11 protein-coding genes and 1 pseudogene are annotated in these 14455 nt (G+C 66.6%); 3 read left to right on the top strand and 9 right to left on the bottom strand.

Translation table 11 applies throughout. The features are described from left to right. Positions 1–42: 42 nt before the first annotated feature. Positions 43–1227, top strand: a complete 1185-nt coding sequence (locus tag AMD14_RS03745; protein ID WP_011050442.1) for a pyridoxal phosphate-dependent aminotransferase — start codon at positions 43–45, stop codon at positions 1225–1227. A 289-nt stretch (positions 1228–1516) separates the two neighbouring features. Here the strand turns inward: AMD14_RS03745 and AMD14_RS25200 are convergent. The 3 genes and pseudogenes from AMD14_RS25200 to AMD14_RS03730 form a co-directional block, all read right to left on the bottom strand. After that, positions 1517–1792: pseudogene (locus AMD14_RS25200) on the bottom strand (P-loop NTPase family protein); the annotation flags it as partial. 174 nt (positions 1793–1966) lie between these two features. Next, positions 1967–4060 (bottom strand): prolyl oligopeptidase family serine peptidase, encoded by a 2094-nt coding sequence (locus AMD14_RS03735; protein ID WP_011050440.1) that lies wholly within the window; start codon positions 4058–4060, stop codon positions 1967–1969. Between the two features lie 67 nt (positions 4061–4127). Next, the gene (locus AMD14_RS03730; protein WP_003482774.1) at positions 4128–4439 is read right to left on the bottom strand and encodes a hypothetical protein; all 312 of its coding nucleotides are present in this window, start codon (positions 4437–4439) and stop codon (positions 4128–4130) included. A gap of 369 nt (positions 4440–4808) precedes the next feature. Between AMD14_RS03730 and AMD14_RS03725 the strand changes: the two genes are divergently transcribed. Next, a complete protein-coding gene (locus AMD14_RS03725; protein WP_003482775.1) occupies positions 4809–5378 on the top strand; it encodes a lipocalin family protein in 570 nt (189 codons plus the stop codon). Between the two features lie 109 nt (positions 5379–5487). Here the strand turns inward: AMD14_RS03725 and AMD14_RS03720 are convergent, their stop codons facing one another. After that, on the bottom strand, positions 5488–6453 hold the full coding sequence (locus AMD14_RS03720; protein WP_005916857.1) for a helix-turn-helix transcriptional regulator: 966 nt from the start codon (positions 6451–6453) through the stop codon (positions 5488–5490). A gap of 556 nt (positions 6454–7009) precedes the next feature. Between AMD14_RS03720 and AMD14_RS03715 the strand changes: the two genes are divergently transcribed. Beyond that, positions 7010–7810 (top strand): DUF481 domain-containing protein, encoded by an 801-nt coding sequence (locus AMD14_RS03715; protein ID WP_005916853.1) that lies wholly within the window; start codon positions 7010–7012, stop codon positions 7808–7810. A 129-nt stretch (positions 7811–7939) separates the two neighbouring features. On the opposite strand, the gene hemC is transcribed toward AMD14_RS03715, so the two are convergent. The 5 genes from hemC to mdoH all read right to left on the bottom strand — a co-directional run bounded on the left by hemC (position 7940) and on the right by mdoH (position 13431). Then, positions 7940–8854, bottom strand: a complete 915-nt coding sequence (gene hemC, locus AMD14_RS03710) for a hydroxymethylbilane synthase (protein WP_011050438.1) — start codon at positions 8852–8854, stop codon at positions 7940–7942. A 30-nt stretch (positions 8855–8884) separates the two neighbouring features. Beyond that, positions 8885–9622: a LytR/AlgR family response regulator transcription factor gene (locus tag AMD14_RS03705; protein ID WP_007965008.1), complete on the bottom strand. Its 738-nt coding sequence runs from the start codon at positions 9620–9622 to the stop codon at positions 8885–8887. A 30-nt stretch (positions 9623–9652) separates the two neighbouring features. Next, entirely contained in the window at positions 9653–10705 is a 1053-nt protein-coding gene (locus tag AMD14_RS03700) for a sensor histidine kinase (protein WP_003489716.1), read from the bottom strand. A gap of 4 nt (positions 10706–10709) precedes the next feature. Beyond that, the gene (locus AMD14_RS03695; RefSeq protein ID WP_011050437.1) at positions 10710–11378 is read right to left on the bottom strand and encodes an alpha/beta hydrolase; all 669 of its coding nucleotides are present in this window, start codon (positions 11376–11378) and stop codon (positions 10710–10712) included. Positions 11379–11532: 154 nt separating this feature from the next. After that, complete coding sequence (gene mdoH, locus AMD14_RS03690) at positions 11533–13431, bottom strand: glucans biosynthesis glucosyltransferase MdoH (protein ID WP_015472607.1); 1899 nt, start codon at positions 13429–13431, stop codon at positions 11533–11535. Positions 13432–14455: the final 1024 nt, after the last annotated feature.

Raw genomic sequence — 14455 nt, 5'->3', positions numbered from 1 at the left:
GGCGCCATGTGTCCTAGGTCATGCTGGTCTATCATCGAACCAATGGATTCCTTACTTCAGTACGCAGGCGGCTATAGCCGCCGCAGCCAGGACATCGCCCCGTTTCATGTCATGTCGCTGCTGGCGCGCGCCAATGCGCTCGAGCAGGCCGGCCACGACGTGATCCACCTGGAAATCGGCGAGCCCGATTTCACCACTGCCGCGCCCATCGTCGCTGCCGGCCAGGCGGCATTGGCGGCCGGCCACACCCGCTACACCGCCGCACGCGGGCTGCCGGCGCTGCGCGAGGCGATTGCCGGCTTCTATGCGCAACGCTACGCCTGCAACCTCGATCCGGAGCGGATCCTGGTGACACCCGGGGGGTCTGGCGCATTGCTGCTGGCCAGCAGCCTGCTGGTGGATCCGGGCAGGCATTGGTTGCTCGCCGACCCGGGCTACCCCTGCAACCGCCACTTTCTGCGCCTGGTCGAGGGCGCCGCGCAATTGGTCCCGGTCGGCCCGGACAGCGATTATCAGTTGACCCCTGCGCTGGTGGAGAGCGCCTGGAACGCCGACAGCGTGGGCGCCCTGGTGGCCTCGCCGGCAAACCCCACCGGCAGCGTGCTGTCGCGCACGCAACTGGCTGCGCTTTCGCAGGCGCTGCATGCGCGCGGCGGCCACCTGGTGGTGGACGAGATCTACCACGGCCTGACCTACGGCCTGGATGCGCACAGCGTGCTGGAAGTGGACGATGGCGCGTTCGTGCTGAACAGTTTTTCCAAGTATTTCGGCATGACGGGGTGGCGGCTGGGCTGGCTGATCGCACCGCCCGACGCGGTGCCGGAATTGGAAAAGCTCGCGCAGAATCTGTACATCAGCGCCTCGACAATTGCCCAGCACGCCGCACTGGCCTGCTTCACGCCCGAGAGCATTGCCCTCTTCGAAGCGCGCCGCGCCGAGTTCCAGCAGCGTCGCGATTACCTGCTGCCGGCCTTGCGTGCGCTGGGATTCGAGATCGCGGTCGAACCGCAAGGCGCGTTTTACTTGTATGCCGACATCAGCGGATTTTCAGATGATGCGCAGGCGTTTTGCGCGCATTTTCTGGAGACCGAACATGTTGCGTTTACGCCCGGCATCGACTTCGGCCACTACCGCGCCAATCAGCATGTACGCATTGCCTACACGCAAAGCCTGCCGCGCCTGCAGCAGGCGGTAGAGCGAATTGCGCGTGGGTTGAAGCGGTTGTAGATCGACATTGCGTAGCCGCAAGTTAGCCCGCCAGCATCGCGCCCGGAACGCAGCATCGCTCGGCTGAAAGAGGGCGTACGACAATCATCTAGGTGCGCCAGTGGGGGCACTGCAACCGTTCGCTGCGATAGAACCTGTCGATTGCCGCGGTCGTGCGCAATGCAATCGTCGGCACGTCTACAGCCTTGATCGAACGCGACAGTTCCGCTCGTTTGCAAGGTTCAACGATTGCAATATGGCGGAGCATTGCCCAGGTGACCTGATTCTTGGCGCCTTCCAGCGCACCGTAACGGTAAGGCTCGCACCAGCTTCGCCTCAGATAGCGCAGCACGCTGACGATGGTTGGAACATCCAGCACGATCACGCCGGTGGCACGCGCCAGACGTGGCGCAAGACAGCCCAGATAATTGCCGTCAATCACCCAACGTTCCTGGGCGATTGCGACGCAGTGAAGCGCTACGAAGTCCTGTCTGGGCCGAGGTATCCAGGCGGTATTGGGCAGGTGATGCAACTGGTCCAGATGCACCGGCACGCAACCGCGCGCCTGCGCGATCGCCTGCGCCAGGGTCGACTTGCCGCTGTTGGAAGGTCCGAAAATGCAGATCAGTGGACCGAGATCATCCAGTTTCATCGCGCCGCTCCAGACACCGGCAATACCCACCGGTCGCAAACGATCCGGCCCGCTGTGCACTGCCAGCGGGCCGGTATCGATCAACGCAGCGCAACCGGCAATGATCGCTCAGTCGGCCAACCGCTCCCACAGGAAGCTATACGCCAGCGCGGCCATGTGCGCGGCCTGCGCGTTATTGGCCGCACCGCCATGGCCACCTTCGATGTTCTCGTAATAGGTCACGTCCTTGCCGGCCTCGATCATCTTTGCGGCCATCTTGCGCGCGTGGCCGGGATGCACGCGGTCGTCGCGCGTGGAGGTGAGGAAGATCACCGGTGGGTAGGTCTTCTTGGCATCGAACAGGTGGTACGGCGAGAAGGTCTGGATGAACGTCCAGTCGTCGGTGTCGGGGTTGCCGTATTCGGCCATCCACGAGGCGCCGGCCAGCAGGTGGCTGTAGCGCTTCATGTCCAGCAGCGGCACCTGCACCACCACCGCGCCGAACAGCTCCGGATACTGGGTGAGCATGTTGCCGGTCATCAGGCCGCCATTGCTGCCGCCTTGCACGCCCAGATGCTTGGTCGAGGTGATCTTGCGCGCCACCAGATCCTTGGCCACCGCGGCCATGTCCTCGTAGGCCTTGTGGCGATTCTGCTTGAGCGCGGCCTGGTGCCAGCGTGGGCCGTATTCGCCACCGCCGCGGATATTGGCCACCACGTAGACGCCGCCCTTCTCCAGCCAGGCGCGCCCCAGGCCGCCCGAGTAATTGGGCGTCATCGAAATTTCGAAACCGCCGTAGCCGTACAGCAAGGTCGGCGCGCTGCCGTCGAGCTTCAGGGCCTTCGGGCGTACCAGGAAATACGGCACGCGGGTGCCGTCCTTGCTGGTGGCGAAGTGCTGCTCGATGGTGTCCTTGCCGGCATCGAAGAACGCCGGCATGGTCTTGAGCGGCTGCGGCGCAGCGCCCACGTCCACCCACGACAAGGTGGTGGGGGTCAGATAATCGGTGACGGTGAGCCACAGCGCGTCGCTGTCGTCGCTATCCACCGCGCCGACATCCACCGTACCGAAGCTCGGCGCACCGACAAACGCGCTCTTTTTCCAACCATCGGGCGAGGGTGTGGTCACGCTCAGACGGTTCTTGACGTCTTCCAGCACGTTCAATACCAGATGCGACTTGGTCCACGCCATGCCGGCCAGCGAGGTGGTGTCGGTGGGCTCGAACAACACATCGAAGTTGCGTTTGCCTGCCATGAAATCGTCGAAACGCGTGGCCAGCAAGGTGCCGGGCTTGTAGGTCTTGCCGCCGACCGTCCACGGTTCGCGCAGCTCCAGCGTCAGCCACTGGCGCTTGACCGACTTGCTGGCCGAATTGGGCACGTCCACCTTGACCAGCGTGCCGTCGGCGCCCTTGAGATACAGCTCGTCGTTGTAGAAGGCGAGCGTGCGGCTGACGAAATCGCGCTCGAATCCGGGCGTGTCGTCATGCATGGCTGCGATGTACATATCGGTCGGCTTGCCTTCGTACACCACGGTCGCGGCAGTCAGTGGCGTGCCGCGCTTCCATTGCTTGGCGATGCGCGGGTAGCCGGAGCTGGTCATGCTGCCGGCGCCGAAGTCGGTGAACACGTAGACAGTGTCCCGGTCGATCCAGCCCAGCCCACCCTTGGACTCGGGGCGGAAGAAGCCGTCCTTGACCCATTGCTTGCTGCCCAGATCGAACTCGCGCGTGACATCGGCATCGGCACCGCCGCGCGACAACGCGATCAGGCAGCGCTGGTAGTCCGGGCGCAGGCAGTCGGCACCGTGCCACACCCAGTTTTCGCCTTCGGCCTTGTTGAGCACATCCAGGTCCAGCACCGTTTCCCACTTGGGCGTGGCCTTGCGGTACTCGTCCAGCGTGGTGCGCCGCCACAGGCCGCGCTCGTGCTGCTTGTCCTTCCAGAAGTTGTAGTAGAACGCGCCGATCTTCTGCACGCCCGGAATCTTGGCGTCCGAATCCAGCACTTCGCGGATGCTGGTTTCCATCTGCTTGAACGCCTGCGTGCTGGCCAGCCGCGCCTCGGTCTTGGCGTTCTGGGTCTTGACCCAATCCAGCGGCTTGGCGCCGGTGACATCTTCCAGCCAGGCGTAGGGATCGTTGGACACGGGGGGTTCCTCTGCAGAGACGGCGCCAGCGGTGATCAGGCCGGCAACCAGGCAGATCGAGGCGAACTTGGGCATGAATGTTTCCGGAAAAACGAATGCCCGGAACGTAGCACAGCGCCCCGTCGGCCAACCCTGCCGAAGGTCAGGCTGCGCGCGCCTGTGTCGCCGTACGCGAAGCGCTGCGCCGGCGCTGTGCCTGCGGGCCACGCCGCCGGGGCGCAACACGGCGCGCGCCACGCGGTGCCAACGAAGGCAGGGCAAACCGGTGCAGGCTCCACCACGCCAGCATCGGCATGCCGACCAGCCACAGCGGCAACCAGCCGATCCACTCGCTGCTGCCTCGCGCGGCCGGCCAGACCAACACCAGGGCCAGCCCGGCCAGGGCGATCTGCCGCACCGGGCGCAGCACGCGCGGGTCGGGACGTTCGGAACGGGAAGCAGGACGATGCGACATGGCGGCACTCCGTGGCAGGAAGGATCACAACAGGCGCGCAGGATTGCCGCAGCCCATCTCACAGGCTGCGACCTTGATGCGGGGCGCCGACCGGGGCGCCTGCTGGAGCGCGTCACAGGCTTGTACGAGTGCTGCCGACCTGCCACGTCGGCGCCTGGCAACCCGCACGCAGGCGGCACAGGACCGACGCCACGCGGCAGAGCGAGCCGGTCGCGCCGCCAGCGCCTGATCGGCGCCCGCCAGCCGGCCCCAGCCGCTCGGCGTCTGCCGCAGATTCCCCGGCTGCCGATGCCAGGCCCGACCGTTGACGCGAACTTGCCCCCTGCATGCGGTAGTGTGCTGCTCCGACTGCCTCCTTGTGATGTTGCGATGCGCCTGACCGTTACGATCGCCCTCGCCTTTCTGCTCGTCCTCGGCCTGCCTGCGGCACATGCCAAAGACACGCCCGCCACGGAGCCGGCAATCGATTTGTCCAAGATCATGGGCACCTGGTACGTCATTGCGCGCATGCCCAACGCGGTCGAGCGCGGCCACGTCACCAGCCGCGACGAATACACCCTGGTCGAAGACGGCAAGGTGGCGGTGCGCTATCTGTACCGCGACGGGTTCGGCGAACCGGAAAAGGAAGTCAATGCGCGCGCCTCGGTGGATGCCGACAGCGGCAACCGCGACTGGCGGGTGTGGTTCTACAAGGTCATCCCGGCCAAGCAGCGCATCCTGGAAATCGCTCCCGACGGCTCCTGGATGCTGATCTCCTACCCTGGCCGCGACCTGGCCTGGATCTTCTCGCGCAAGCCGGACATGAGCCGCGACCAGTACCGCATGCTGGTCAACAAGATGCGCGACGACTATTCCATCTATACCGACAAACTCAAGCGGGTGCCGCAGCTGCGCGAGCAGGTGGACCGCCTGGGTTTTGAAGTGCCGAACAAGCGCTGAGCGTTCTTGGTCGCACTGGCCATGCGCCGGGTCGGCAGCGCCTCGTCGACCGTCATGCAGATGCGCGCCGCAGCAGCCACGCGGCGCAGCCATTCACCGCCGGCCAGACTCAGTCGTAATTGCTCAATGCCAGCGACAACAATGCCTTGGCCTGCTCGCGCAGCGACATGGGCTCGACGATCTCTGCGTCCGAGCCGTAGTGCAGCACGTCCATCAGCAATTCGCGCGAGTTGCTGTACGGCAACTTGAGCTCGTAACGGCCATCGGGCAGAAAGCGGCCCTGCTGCTTGGAATGCCAATGTTCGTCGGCAACCCAACGCGCGGCCTTGGAGCTGAACACGATGGTCGCCCACCCCTTGGGCGCCCCGGAAAAAATGCCGTAGCTGGCGGCAAGCTGCTCGTCCAATTCGCTGTCGGGCACATCGCGCGGCGCCGCATCGAGCAGACGCGCGTGGTTGATGCGGTCCACCGCAAAGCTGCGCACGCCGTCGCGCCCGTGATCCCACGCGTCCAGATACCAGTTGTCGCGGTAATGGGTGATGCGCTGTGGCGACACCGTCCGCTTGGTCGATTCGTCGGTCGAACGCGCACGGTAATCGAAGCTCAGCTGCTTGCGCTCCAGCACGCCGGAGGCCACGGTGCGGAAGCTGGCTTCGTCCAGCTTGCGGCCACGGTGTGGAATGACCCGCACCCGATCCACCGGCCATTGCGAGACGCCGGCCTGGGCAGCCAGCAGTCCTTCGATGCGCTGCTGCAGCGGTGCCAGCATCGAGGACAACACCCCGCCGCCGGTGCGCGCGAGCAGCTGTTGCGAGGCCAGCAGCGCGTGCAGTTCTTCCGAACTCAGCCACAGGCCGGGCAATTCGAAGCGGTCGCTTTCGCCGGAGAGATAGCGAAAGCCCGATTCGCCATCTCCTTCCACCGGCGCCATCAGCGCATCGCGCAGAAACGCCAGATCGCGGTAGACAGTTGCACGGGAACAGCTCAGCTCATCCTGCAGCCGCGCCACCGTGACCGGGTAGCGTGCCGATTTGAGCAAGCGATGCAGGGAGTTGATGCGTTCGTAGCGGTCCATGCGTCGATTATGTCCGAGTCTTTGCGCGGCGGGGTGAGCATCGCGATGTGACGGCGGGCAGACGGCGGCAAGCGCCCAGGGGACGAGCGACGCAGCGGCTTGGTCTGTTGGGTCGGTGGCAGCATCCACCGCGTGCCGGCATCGCGTGAGCGTTCGCGCAGGCCCTTGGTTGGCAGGCATCGCCGGTAGCGCTGGCACGCGACGCAATCGGGCCGCTGAGCCTCCTGCCACGTAGCGGGCCAGAGGTCCTGGTGACATCCCCAGGCCGCCGCCATGCGCACGCGCGCCCGGGCAGGTTGCTGCGATTCACGCCAGGCACCTGTCCCGAGCCACTTTCATTGTCCTGACAACGACTGCGCAGGTCACACTGGCCATACGCCAGCCGCTCGCGGATCGCCCTTCGCCGTCGCGCCCATCTGGAGCTGATCGCCCCAGGCCGCTTGCGGCGTCCCAACCGGCAATGAAGCGGATATTCACTTGGCGATGACGTCACCGCACAGTCCGTTATCATGAAATCGCTTTCACCCCTCTTCCCGCCTTCCAAAGCGAGCCGCCCATGTCCCGCCGTGTCCCGTTGCCTGCCCTGTTGCCGCTGTTGTTGATCACGCCCTCCGTCTGGGCCCAGGCAGTCGCACCGGCGCCGGCAGACCCGGCCGCAGTGGTGCTGCCGTCACCGTGGAGCGGCAGCAGCGGCGAGCTCGGCTACGCAGCGGCGCATGGCAACAGCACCACCGACAGCCTCAACGGCCGCGTGCGCCTGCGCTACACCGACGGCGACTGGATCCATAGCCTGGACGCCACCGCGTTGCGCTCGAGTTCGGAATACACCAACACCAACGACGACGGCAGCACCACGCGCGAGCGCCAGACCACGGCCGAGCGCTACACCGGCAGCGTCGGCAGCGCACTGCAGCTGGGCGAGCACCGCCAGCTCACGGCCACCGGCCGCTACGAACACGACGACTTCGCCACCTACGATCGCCTGGCCACCTTCGGTATCGGCTATGGCACGCGCCTGATCGACGCCGACCGCTTCTACCTGGATGCGCAGGTGGGCCCGGGTGTGCGCCGCGCGCACAACAGCGACGAAGACCGTAACGAAACCGGCCTGATCGGCCGCGGTCTGTTCGACCTGAAGTACACCGTCACCGACAACACCGATCTGATCAACACCCTGCTGGTGGAATCGGGCGAGTACAACACCTATGCGCAAAACGATTTCGGCGTGCAGGTCAGCATGAACTCGCACTTTGCGCTGAAGGCGGCGTGGCAGATGCGTCACAACAGCGACGTCAGCGACGGCGACAAGAAGACCGACACGCTGACCACGGTCAATCTGGTCTACACGTTCAAGTAAGCCACCCGACTCGGTAGGAGCGACCCCGGCCGCGACAGGCGTTCCCGGGAACGCCTGTCGCGGCCGGGGCCGCTCCTACGACAGCCAGGGCGTGGGCCGGGCGGCCAAAGGCCCGGCGAAGACAGCGCGCTACAGCTCGGCCAGCAGCTGCGCGGCGCCCTTGTCGAACAGTCCTTGCGCAACGCGGCGGCCAAGCGCTTCGGTATCGTCGGCGCTGCCGTGCGCGTCGGCATGGATCAGGCGGCCGTCGCTGGCGCTGCCCACCATGCCCTGCAGGAACAGGTCCTGCCCTTCCCAGCGCGCGAAGGCGGCCACCGGCACATGGCAGCTGCCGTGCAGGGCGCGATTCATGGCCCGCTCGGCTTCCACGCAGACACGCGTGCGGCCGGCATCCAGCACCGCCAGCAGGCTGTGGATGCGTGCGTCGTCGCCACGGCATTCCACCGCCACCGCGCCTTGCGCAGGTGCGGGCAACCATTCCGGCGCGTCCAGCCGTGCGCTGATGCGTGCTTCCAGCCCGAGCCGCTGCAGGCCGGCGCAGGCCAGCACGATGGCGTCGTAACCGCCGTTGTCGAGCTTGGCCAGCCGCGTGTTGACGTTGCCGCGCAGGTCGATCAATTCCAGGTCCGGGCGCGCGGCACGCAACTGCGCCTGACGACGCAACGAGGAGGTGCCCACGCGCGCGCCCAGCGGCAGCGCCTGCAGGCTGGCGTAGAGATTGGACACCAGCGCATCGGCCGGGTCGCCGCGTTCCAGGATGGCCGGCAGCACGAATGGCTCGTCCAGTTCCATCGGCACGTCCTTGAGCGAATGCACCGCGCAATCGGCCTCGCCGCGCAACATCGCCAGCTCCAGCTCCTTCAGGAACAGACCCTTGCCGCCGATCGCGGCGAGCGAACGGTCCAGCACCTCGTCGCCGCGGGTGCTCATCGGCACCAGCACGACCTCCAGGCCGGGATGATGCTGACGCAGCGCGTCGGCGACGTGTTCGCTCTGCCAGAGGGCAAGCGGGCTTTTGCGAGTGGCGATTCGGAGCGTGGTCATGCCGGCATTATCGCGGAGCCGGCACCGAACTCACAGTTGCCGTAATTGATCGCGCAGGCTGGCCACGCAGCGACGACTCACTTCCAGGGTCTGCGGCACGTTGCGCAGCACCGCATGGACCTGGCCATCGCCGCTGCGGCGCAGTTCCACCAGCTCATCGCGGGCGACCAGGCAATTGCGATGGATGCGCACCAGGCGGTCGGCGAATTCGTCTTCCAGCGACTTCAGCGACTCTTCGATCAGGTCCTCGCCACGCGTGTGATGGACGATGACGTACTTCTCTTCGGCCTGCAGGTAGCGAATGTCGCCAATGGCGATCAGCCGCAGGCTGCCGCGCAGGCGTGCGCACAGATGGGTGCGCAGCGGCCTGGGCGCGGTGCCGGGCACGCGGCCGGCCAGGAAGGTGGCGACTTTCTCCAGTGCAGACGCCAGCCGTTCCGGGCGCACCGGTTTCATCAGGTAATCCAGCGCGGCCGCGTCGAACGCCGACAACGCATGCTGGTCGTAGGCGGTGCAGAACACCACCGCCGGCGGCGGCTGGCTTTGCCGCAGCAGGCGCGCAGTTTCCAGGCCGTCGACGCCGGGCATGGCGATGTCCAGCAGCACCAGGTCCGGATGCAGATGTTCGCACTGCTGCAGCACTTGCTGGCCGTTTTCGGCCTCGCCGATCACCTCGACCTGCGGATGCTCGCCCAGCAGCATGCGCAGGCGCTCACGCGCCAGTGGCTCGTCATCGGCGATCAGCACCCGCACTTGCGTGGCCGTCATGGACTCCCCCTCGCTGCAGTGACTTTCCCCTCACGGCAGCGGCAATGTGATCTCACAGGCATAGTAGCCTTCAGCCCAGCTGGCCGCCATCCGTGCCCCGGCGCCGAACTGGAACGCCAACCGGTGCGAGATGCTGGCCTGGGCATGCCCGGCGCCGGCCAGCAACGGCAACTGGGTGCCGGGCTGCGGCGCCGGGTTGACGATGCGGATCTGCAGCTGGTTGCCGCGCTGACGCAGCGACAGGTACAGCGTACCGCCTTCGGGCATGCGCGAAACGCCATGCAGTACCGCATTTTCGACCAGCGGCTGCAGCACCAGCCGCGGCATCGGCAAGTCCCACGGCAACGGTTCCTGGCGGTGCCAGCGCACTTGCAGGCGCTCGCCCAGGCGCAGCGATTCGATTGCCAGATAGCGTTCGGCCAGTTCGCATTCGGCACGCAAGGTGGAGACGCCCTCGCCGGCGCCGAGCGCCGCACGGAACAGATCCGACAGGTCCAGCACCGCCTGCTCGGCCACCACCGGGTCGCGCCGCAGCAGGCTGGCGATGAGGTTCATGCTGTTGAACAGGAAGTGCGGGCGGATGCGCGCCTGCAGGGCATCGGCCTCGGCGCGCGCGTTGGCCTGTACCTGCGCCTCCCAGCGATCGCTGACATAGAAGTAGCGCAGCGCCAGCGCAGTGATCAGCACCACCGTGGCCGCACTGCCAAGCGTGAACCGCCAGAAGCCGACCTGCGCGCCCAGCGGCACCTGCCCGAGCACCGCATACAGACCATGCACGATGCCGGCACCGAACATCGCCACCACGGCAGCGATCAGCAAGGCGCTCAGCCCGCCCAGCCGCGGCGGCAATCGCGACAAGGTGGGCCGCAACACGCACAGCAGCACGGTGACCGCCAACGCCAGCCAGAGCGCCAGGCCGCTGGCGGAGAGGAACCGCGACAACGTGATGCTGCGCGCGGCGCCGGCATCCGGTACCAAGGTCACCACCAGCACCACCAGCTCGGCCAGGCCCAGCATCGCGCCCAACCGCGGCAGCCGGCACAGGTCCGGCATCCAGGCGATCTGCGGTGCGCGCTGGGCCATGGGCTCAGGCAGCGGTAAAGCGCGCCTGCAACCAGTCGCGCAGGGCCTCGATTTCTTCCAGGCAGACCTGGTGGCCCATCGGGTAGGTATGCCAATCCAATGCGAAGCCCAGCGTGCGCAAGGTCTGCATGCTGGCCTGGCCGGCCGCCAACGGCACCACCGGGTCGGCCGTGCCATGCGCCATGAACAGCGGTTGGCGCAGGGCGGCCGGCTGCAACTGGCTGGCGGCCGCGGCCGGATCCGGAAGATAGGTGGACATGGCGATCAGCCCGGCCAGCGGCACGCTGCGCTGCAGGCCCACCGCCAGGGTCACGGCACCGCCTTGCGAGAAGCCGGCCAGCAGGATGCGCTCCGGCGCGATGCCGCGGCCCTGCTCACGGGCGATCAAGGCCTCGACCTGGGCCACCGACTCGGCAATGCCGGCCTTGTCGGCGCGCTGGGCGAAATCCATGCCGACGATGTCGTACCAGCCGCGCATGCGCACGCCGTTGTTGATGGTGATCGGGCGGATCGGCGCATGCGGGAACACGAAGCGCAGCGCGGGCCACTGCGGGCGCACCAGCTCCGGCACCATCGGGGCGAAGTCGCTGCCATCGGCGCCCAGGCCGTGCAGCCACAGCACGCTCCATTGCGGGTTCGGTCCGGTCTCGCGTTCGATCACTTCCAGCATCATCCAGCTCCGCTTGCGGGCTGGGCATTATGCCTTGTGCGAGGGGTGGGCCAGATCAGCTGGCGCCAGAGGCTTGAGGCCCGCGGATCGCCACGGGCCTCCTCCACGCGACAACGCAACAGCGCCGGCCAGCGAGACCAGCGCCGATGCGCACTCCTCAGATCAGCGACGGTTCCAGCGCGGCGGCGCGGCGCAGCTCGGACGCACGCACCAGCACCTTGGGCGGGTCGAGTTCTTCGGGGATGCAGAAAATACCGGCACGGCGCAGCGCCATGCCGGTGCGACGCAGCGAGGTCAGCGCCACCACCGGGATCGACAATGCCATGCCAACGATCACCGGCCCCATCCACGCGGCCAGCGCCGGCGAGACCGCATAGGCCACCGCACCCATGAACAGGCCGAACACGGTCAGACCGCCATAGCTGCGCAACAACGCCGGCCACGACAGCTTGCCGTCGTCGCGCACCTGCGCATCCCAGCCCGAATCCTTGCCCGCCAGCACCTCGAACACGCCGCGCGACTGCAGGTACATCACCACCGGCGCCATCAAGGCGGCCAGCACCGTTTCCAGCAGGATGCTCACCGCAGCGCGGAAGGCACCGCCGCAGGCGCGCAGTTCGCGCGGGTTGAGCAGCAACGCGATGTAACCGAGCAGCTTGGGCGCCAGCAACACGAACATGGTGCAGACGAAGATCCAGATCGCATTGCCCTGGCTGCTGCCATGCCAGTAACGGGCGGGCGAGAACGGCAGGTCGCCGGCCAGATCGATATCGCCGCCGGCCAGCGGAATGCCGATGCCGATCAGCATCAACAGACCCCACATCGGGGCGGTGAAGTAATGCCCGATGCCGATCAGCATGTGCATGCGGCTGATCCAGTGCAGGCCCTTGGCGCCGACCACCTTGGCGTGCTGCAGGTTGCCCTGGCACCAGCGGCGGTCGCGGATCAGCAGGTCGGTCAGCGTGGGCGGGCCTTCTTCGTAGCTGCCCTGCAGGTACGGCACCATGTGCATGGCCCAGCCGCCGCGGCGCATCAGCGCCGCTTCCACGAAGTCGTGGCTGAGCACATGCCCGCCGAACGGCTTGCGCCCGCGCAGCGACGGCAGGCCGGCGTGATCGGCGAAGGCCTGGGTGCGGATGATGGCGTTGTGGCCCCAGTAGTTGCTCTCGGCGCCGTGCCACCAGGCCACACCGAAGGCGATGATCGGCCCGTACACGCGGCCGCCGAACTGCTGCATGCGGGCGAACAGGGTCTGCCCGTTGACCACTGCCGGCAAGGTCTGGATCAAGCCCACGTCCGGGTTGTTTTCCATCCCTGCGACCAGCCGCACGATGGTGTCGCCGGTCATCACGCTGTCGGCGTCCAGGATCAGCATCTGCGGGTAGCTGCCGCCGAAGCGGCGCACCCAGTCGGCCACGTTGCCGGCCTTGCGCGCGGCGTTGTCGGCACGGCGTCGGTAGAAAATGCGGCCGTGCCCGCCGACGCGGTCGCACAACGCGTTGTAGACCAGCTCTTCGGCGCGGCCGATGTGCTCGCGGGTGGTGTCGCTGAGCACGAAGAAATCGAAATGCTCCAGCTGGCCGGTCTCGGCGACCGATTCGTAGATGGCCTGCAGGCCAGCCAGCAGCCGGCGCGGGTCTTCGTTGTAGGTGGGCATCAGCAACGCGGTGCGCGAGCGCAGCGTGGGCAGGGGTTGCTCCGGGTCGATGCCGAGCTTGCGGCCGGCGCGCGCCACCACGGTGACGAAGCCAGCCACGGCGCTGGCGAAGGACATGGCGATCCAGGCGAACAGCAGCACGAACAGGCCGAGCAGACAGCCTTCCAGCACGCTGATGCCGTCGGGCCACAGCACGCTGAGCATCACCCATACGGCGATGGCGGTGGTGGCGAAGGTGCCGCCGATCAAATAGAAGCGGCGCACGCCGATGCCGGGCGGCGAAGTGCGCTGGTGGCGCACCTGCAGGCTACCTTCGCGCAAGTTCTGTTCGGGCATCGCCAGCGGCGCTTCCGGCGGCAGCGTTGGCGTGCCGGCATCGAGGGCGGAAACGGGGGGCATTGCAGTCGTTATCGGGGAAGGAGTCACGGTGCCATCCATCAGGGCTGCCCGTCGCGCGAGGACGACAGTGCGGGCTGACACGGGAGGTCCATCCCCGCCATGCAGTGCGATGTTGCCTGGCACACGGCCGAGCGGGCGAGCCCGACGCTGTACGACCAAGACGCTCTGAAACCACTCCGATGCACAAGTTCTCCTGGCTGCAATCTCACCTCGCAGCTCATCCTAAAGAATCGACCGTTAAAGGAACGAACGCCGCGTACGGTCTTCGCCCTCCCCCACGAGGACCGCGCGGCAGACTACGCCGCACCGACCGAACGCAACCCCAACAGATTGCAGCCTAGCGCAGACGCTGTCACGGGCCGCTGGCCGGGCCATCCTGCTGGGGAGCTGCAATTGGTGTGCCATGACGTGCAATCGGTTGCAGCGACGGGGCTTTGGCGTTGCGTTGTGCCGATGCGGTCGAAGGCTTGGGGCAAGAGATCGGTTGGTCGCTCTAAATCGCTTGAGGCACTCTGGAGTTCCAGCCATTGCGGTGGTCGGACGTTCTCAAGGCCTGCGGCAACAGCGTGATTGGTCGAGTGTGCGGCGTCCTCACGCTCCAGGCAGTTGATCGATGGCCAGGAAGGCGGCTGGTCGCACATGGCCTTCGTTTGCTGATGCAACAGCTTGATCAAGGGATCGATGAACGCCGTTTCAGGACATTCGGTTGGAGCGAGCAGGCGGTACGTTTAAAACCCGACATGTACTGCTTGCCCATGCCGTACGCACCGACCACCACGACTGGCCCTTGCCCGCCCACCGTCGCGCGACCTGGGCGGCATGGATGCCGCCACGGAGCTGACAGGGACGTACTTGTAGCGTGTCCTGCGGTGGTGGGCGGGCAAGGGCCCTGCAGCAATGCGCAGGCCCGCCTGGTGACAACTTCACTCTTGGCGCCAAGCAGCCACCTCCAGATGCGGAGCGTTCGCGTGCGCGAGCGCTCGGCGATCTTCAAGCCTGGCGTGTCGCGTGCGCAGTGCCCTCG

The sequence above is a fragment of the Xanthomonas citri pv. citri genome (genome assembly GCF_000961215.1).
Taxonomy (GTDB): domain Bacteria; phylum Pseudomonadota; class Gammaproteobacteria; order Xanthomonadales; family Xanthomonadaceae; genus Xanthomonas; species Xanthomonas cissicola.
Note: the sequence above shows the minus strand (reverse complement) of the source record. Positions and strands in the feature narration are given on the sequence as shown.

What these genes read in the sequence shown, in the direction of transcription:
- hemC (WP_011050438.1), bottom strand. Translation starts at nt 8,854, where the DNA reads ATGACCACGCTCCGAATCGCCACTCGCAAAAGCCCGCTTGCCCTCTGG.
- AMD14_RS03730 (WP_003482774.1), bottom strand. Translation starts at nt 4,439, where the DNA reads ATGTCGCATCGTCCTGCTTCCCGTTCCGAACGTCCCGACCCGCGCGTG.
- AMD14_RS03705 (WP_007965008.1), bottom strand. Translation starts at nt 9,622, where the DNA reads ATGACGGCCACGCAAGTGCGGGTGCTGATCGCCGATGACGAGCCACTG.
- AMD14_RS03695 (WP_011050437.1), bottom strand. Translation starts at nt 11,378, where the DNA reads ATGATGCTGGAAGTGATCGAACGCGAGACCGGACCGAACCCGCAATGG.
- AMD14_RS03735 (WP_011050440.1), bottom strand. Translation starts at nt 4,060, where the DNA reads ATGCCCAAGTTCGCCTCGATCTGCCTGGTTGCCGGCCTGATCACCGCT.
- AMD14_RS03700 (WP_003489716.1), bottom strand. Translation starts at nt 10,705, where the DNA reads ATGGCCCAGCGCGCACCGCAGATCGCCTGGATGCCGGACCTGTGCCGG.
- AMD14_RS03720 (WP_005916857.1), bottom strand. Translation starts at nt 6,453, where the DNA reads ATGGACCGCTACGAACGCATCAACTCCCTGCATCGCTTGCTCAAATCG.
- mdoH (WP_015472607.1), bottom strand. Translation starts at nt 13,431, where the DNA reads ATGCCCCCCGTTTCCGCCCTCGATGCCGGCACGCCAACGCTGCCGCCG.
- AMD14_RS03725 (WP_003482775.1), top strand. Translation starts at nt 4,809, where the DNA reads ATGCGCCTGACCGTTACGATCGCCCTCGCCTTTCTGCTCGTCCTCGGC.
- AMD14_RS03715 (WP_005916853.1), top strand. Translation starts at nt 7,010, where the DNA reads ATGTCCCGCCGTGTCCCGTTGCCTGCCCTGTTGCCGCTGTTGTTGATC.
- AMD14_RS03745 (WP_011050442.1), top strand. Translation starts at nt 43, where the DNA reads ATGGATTCCTTACTTCAGTACGCAGGCGGCTATAGCCGCCGCAGCCAG.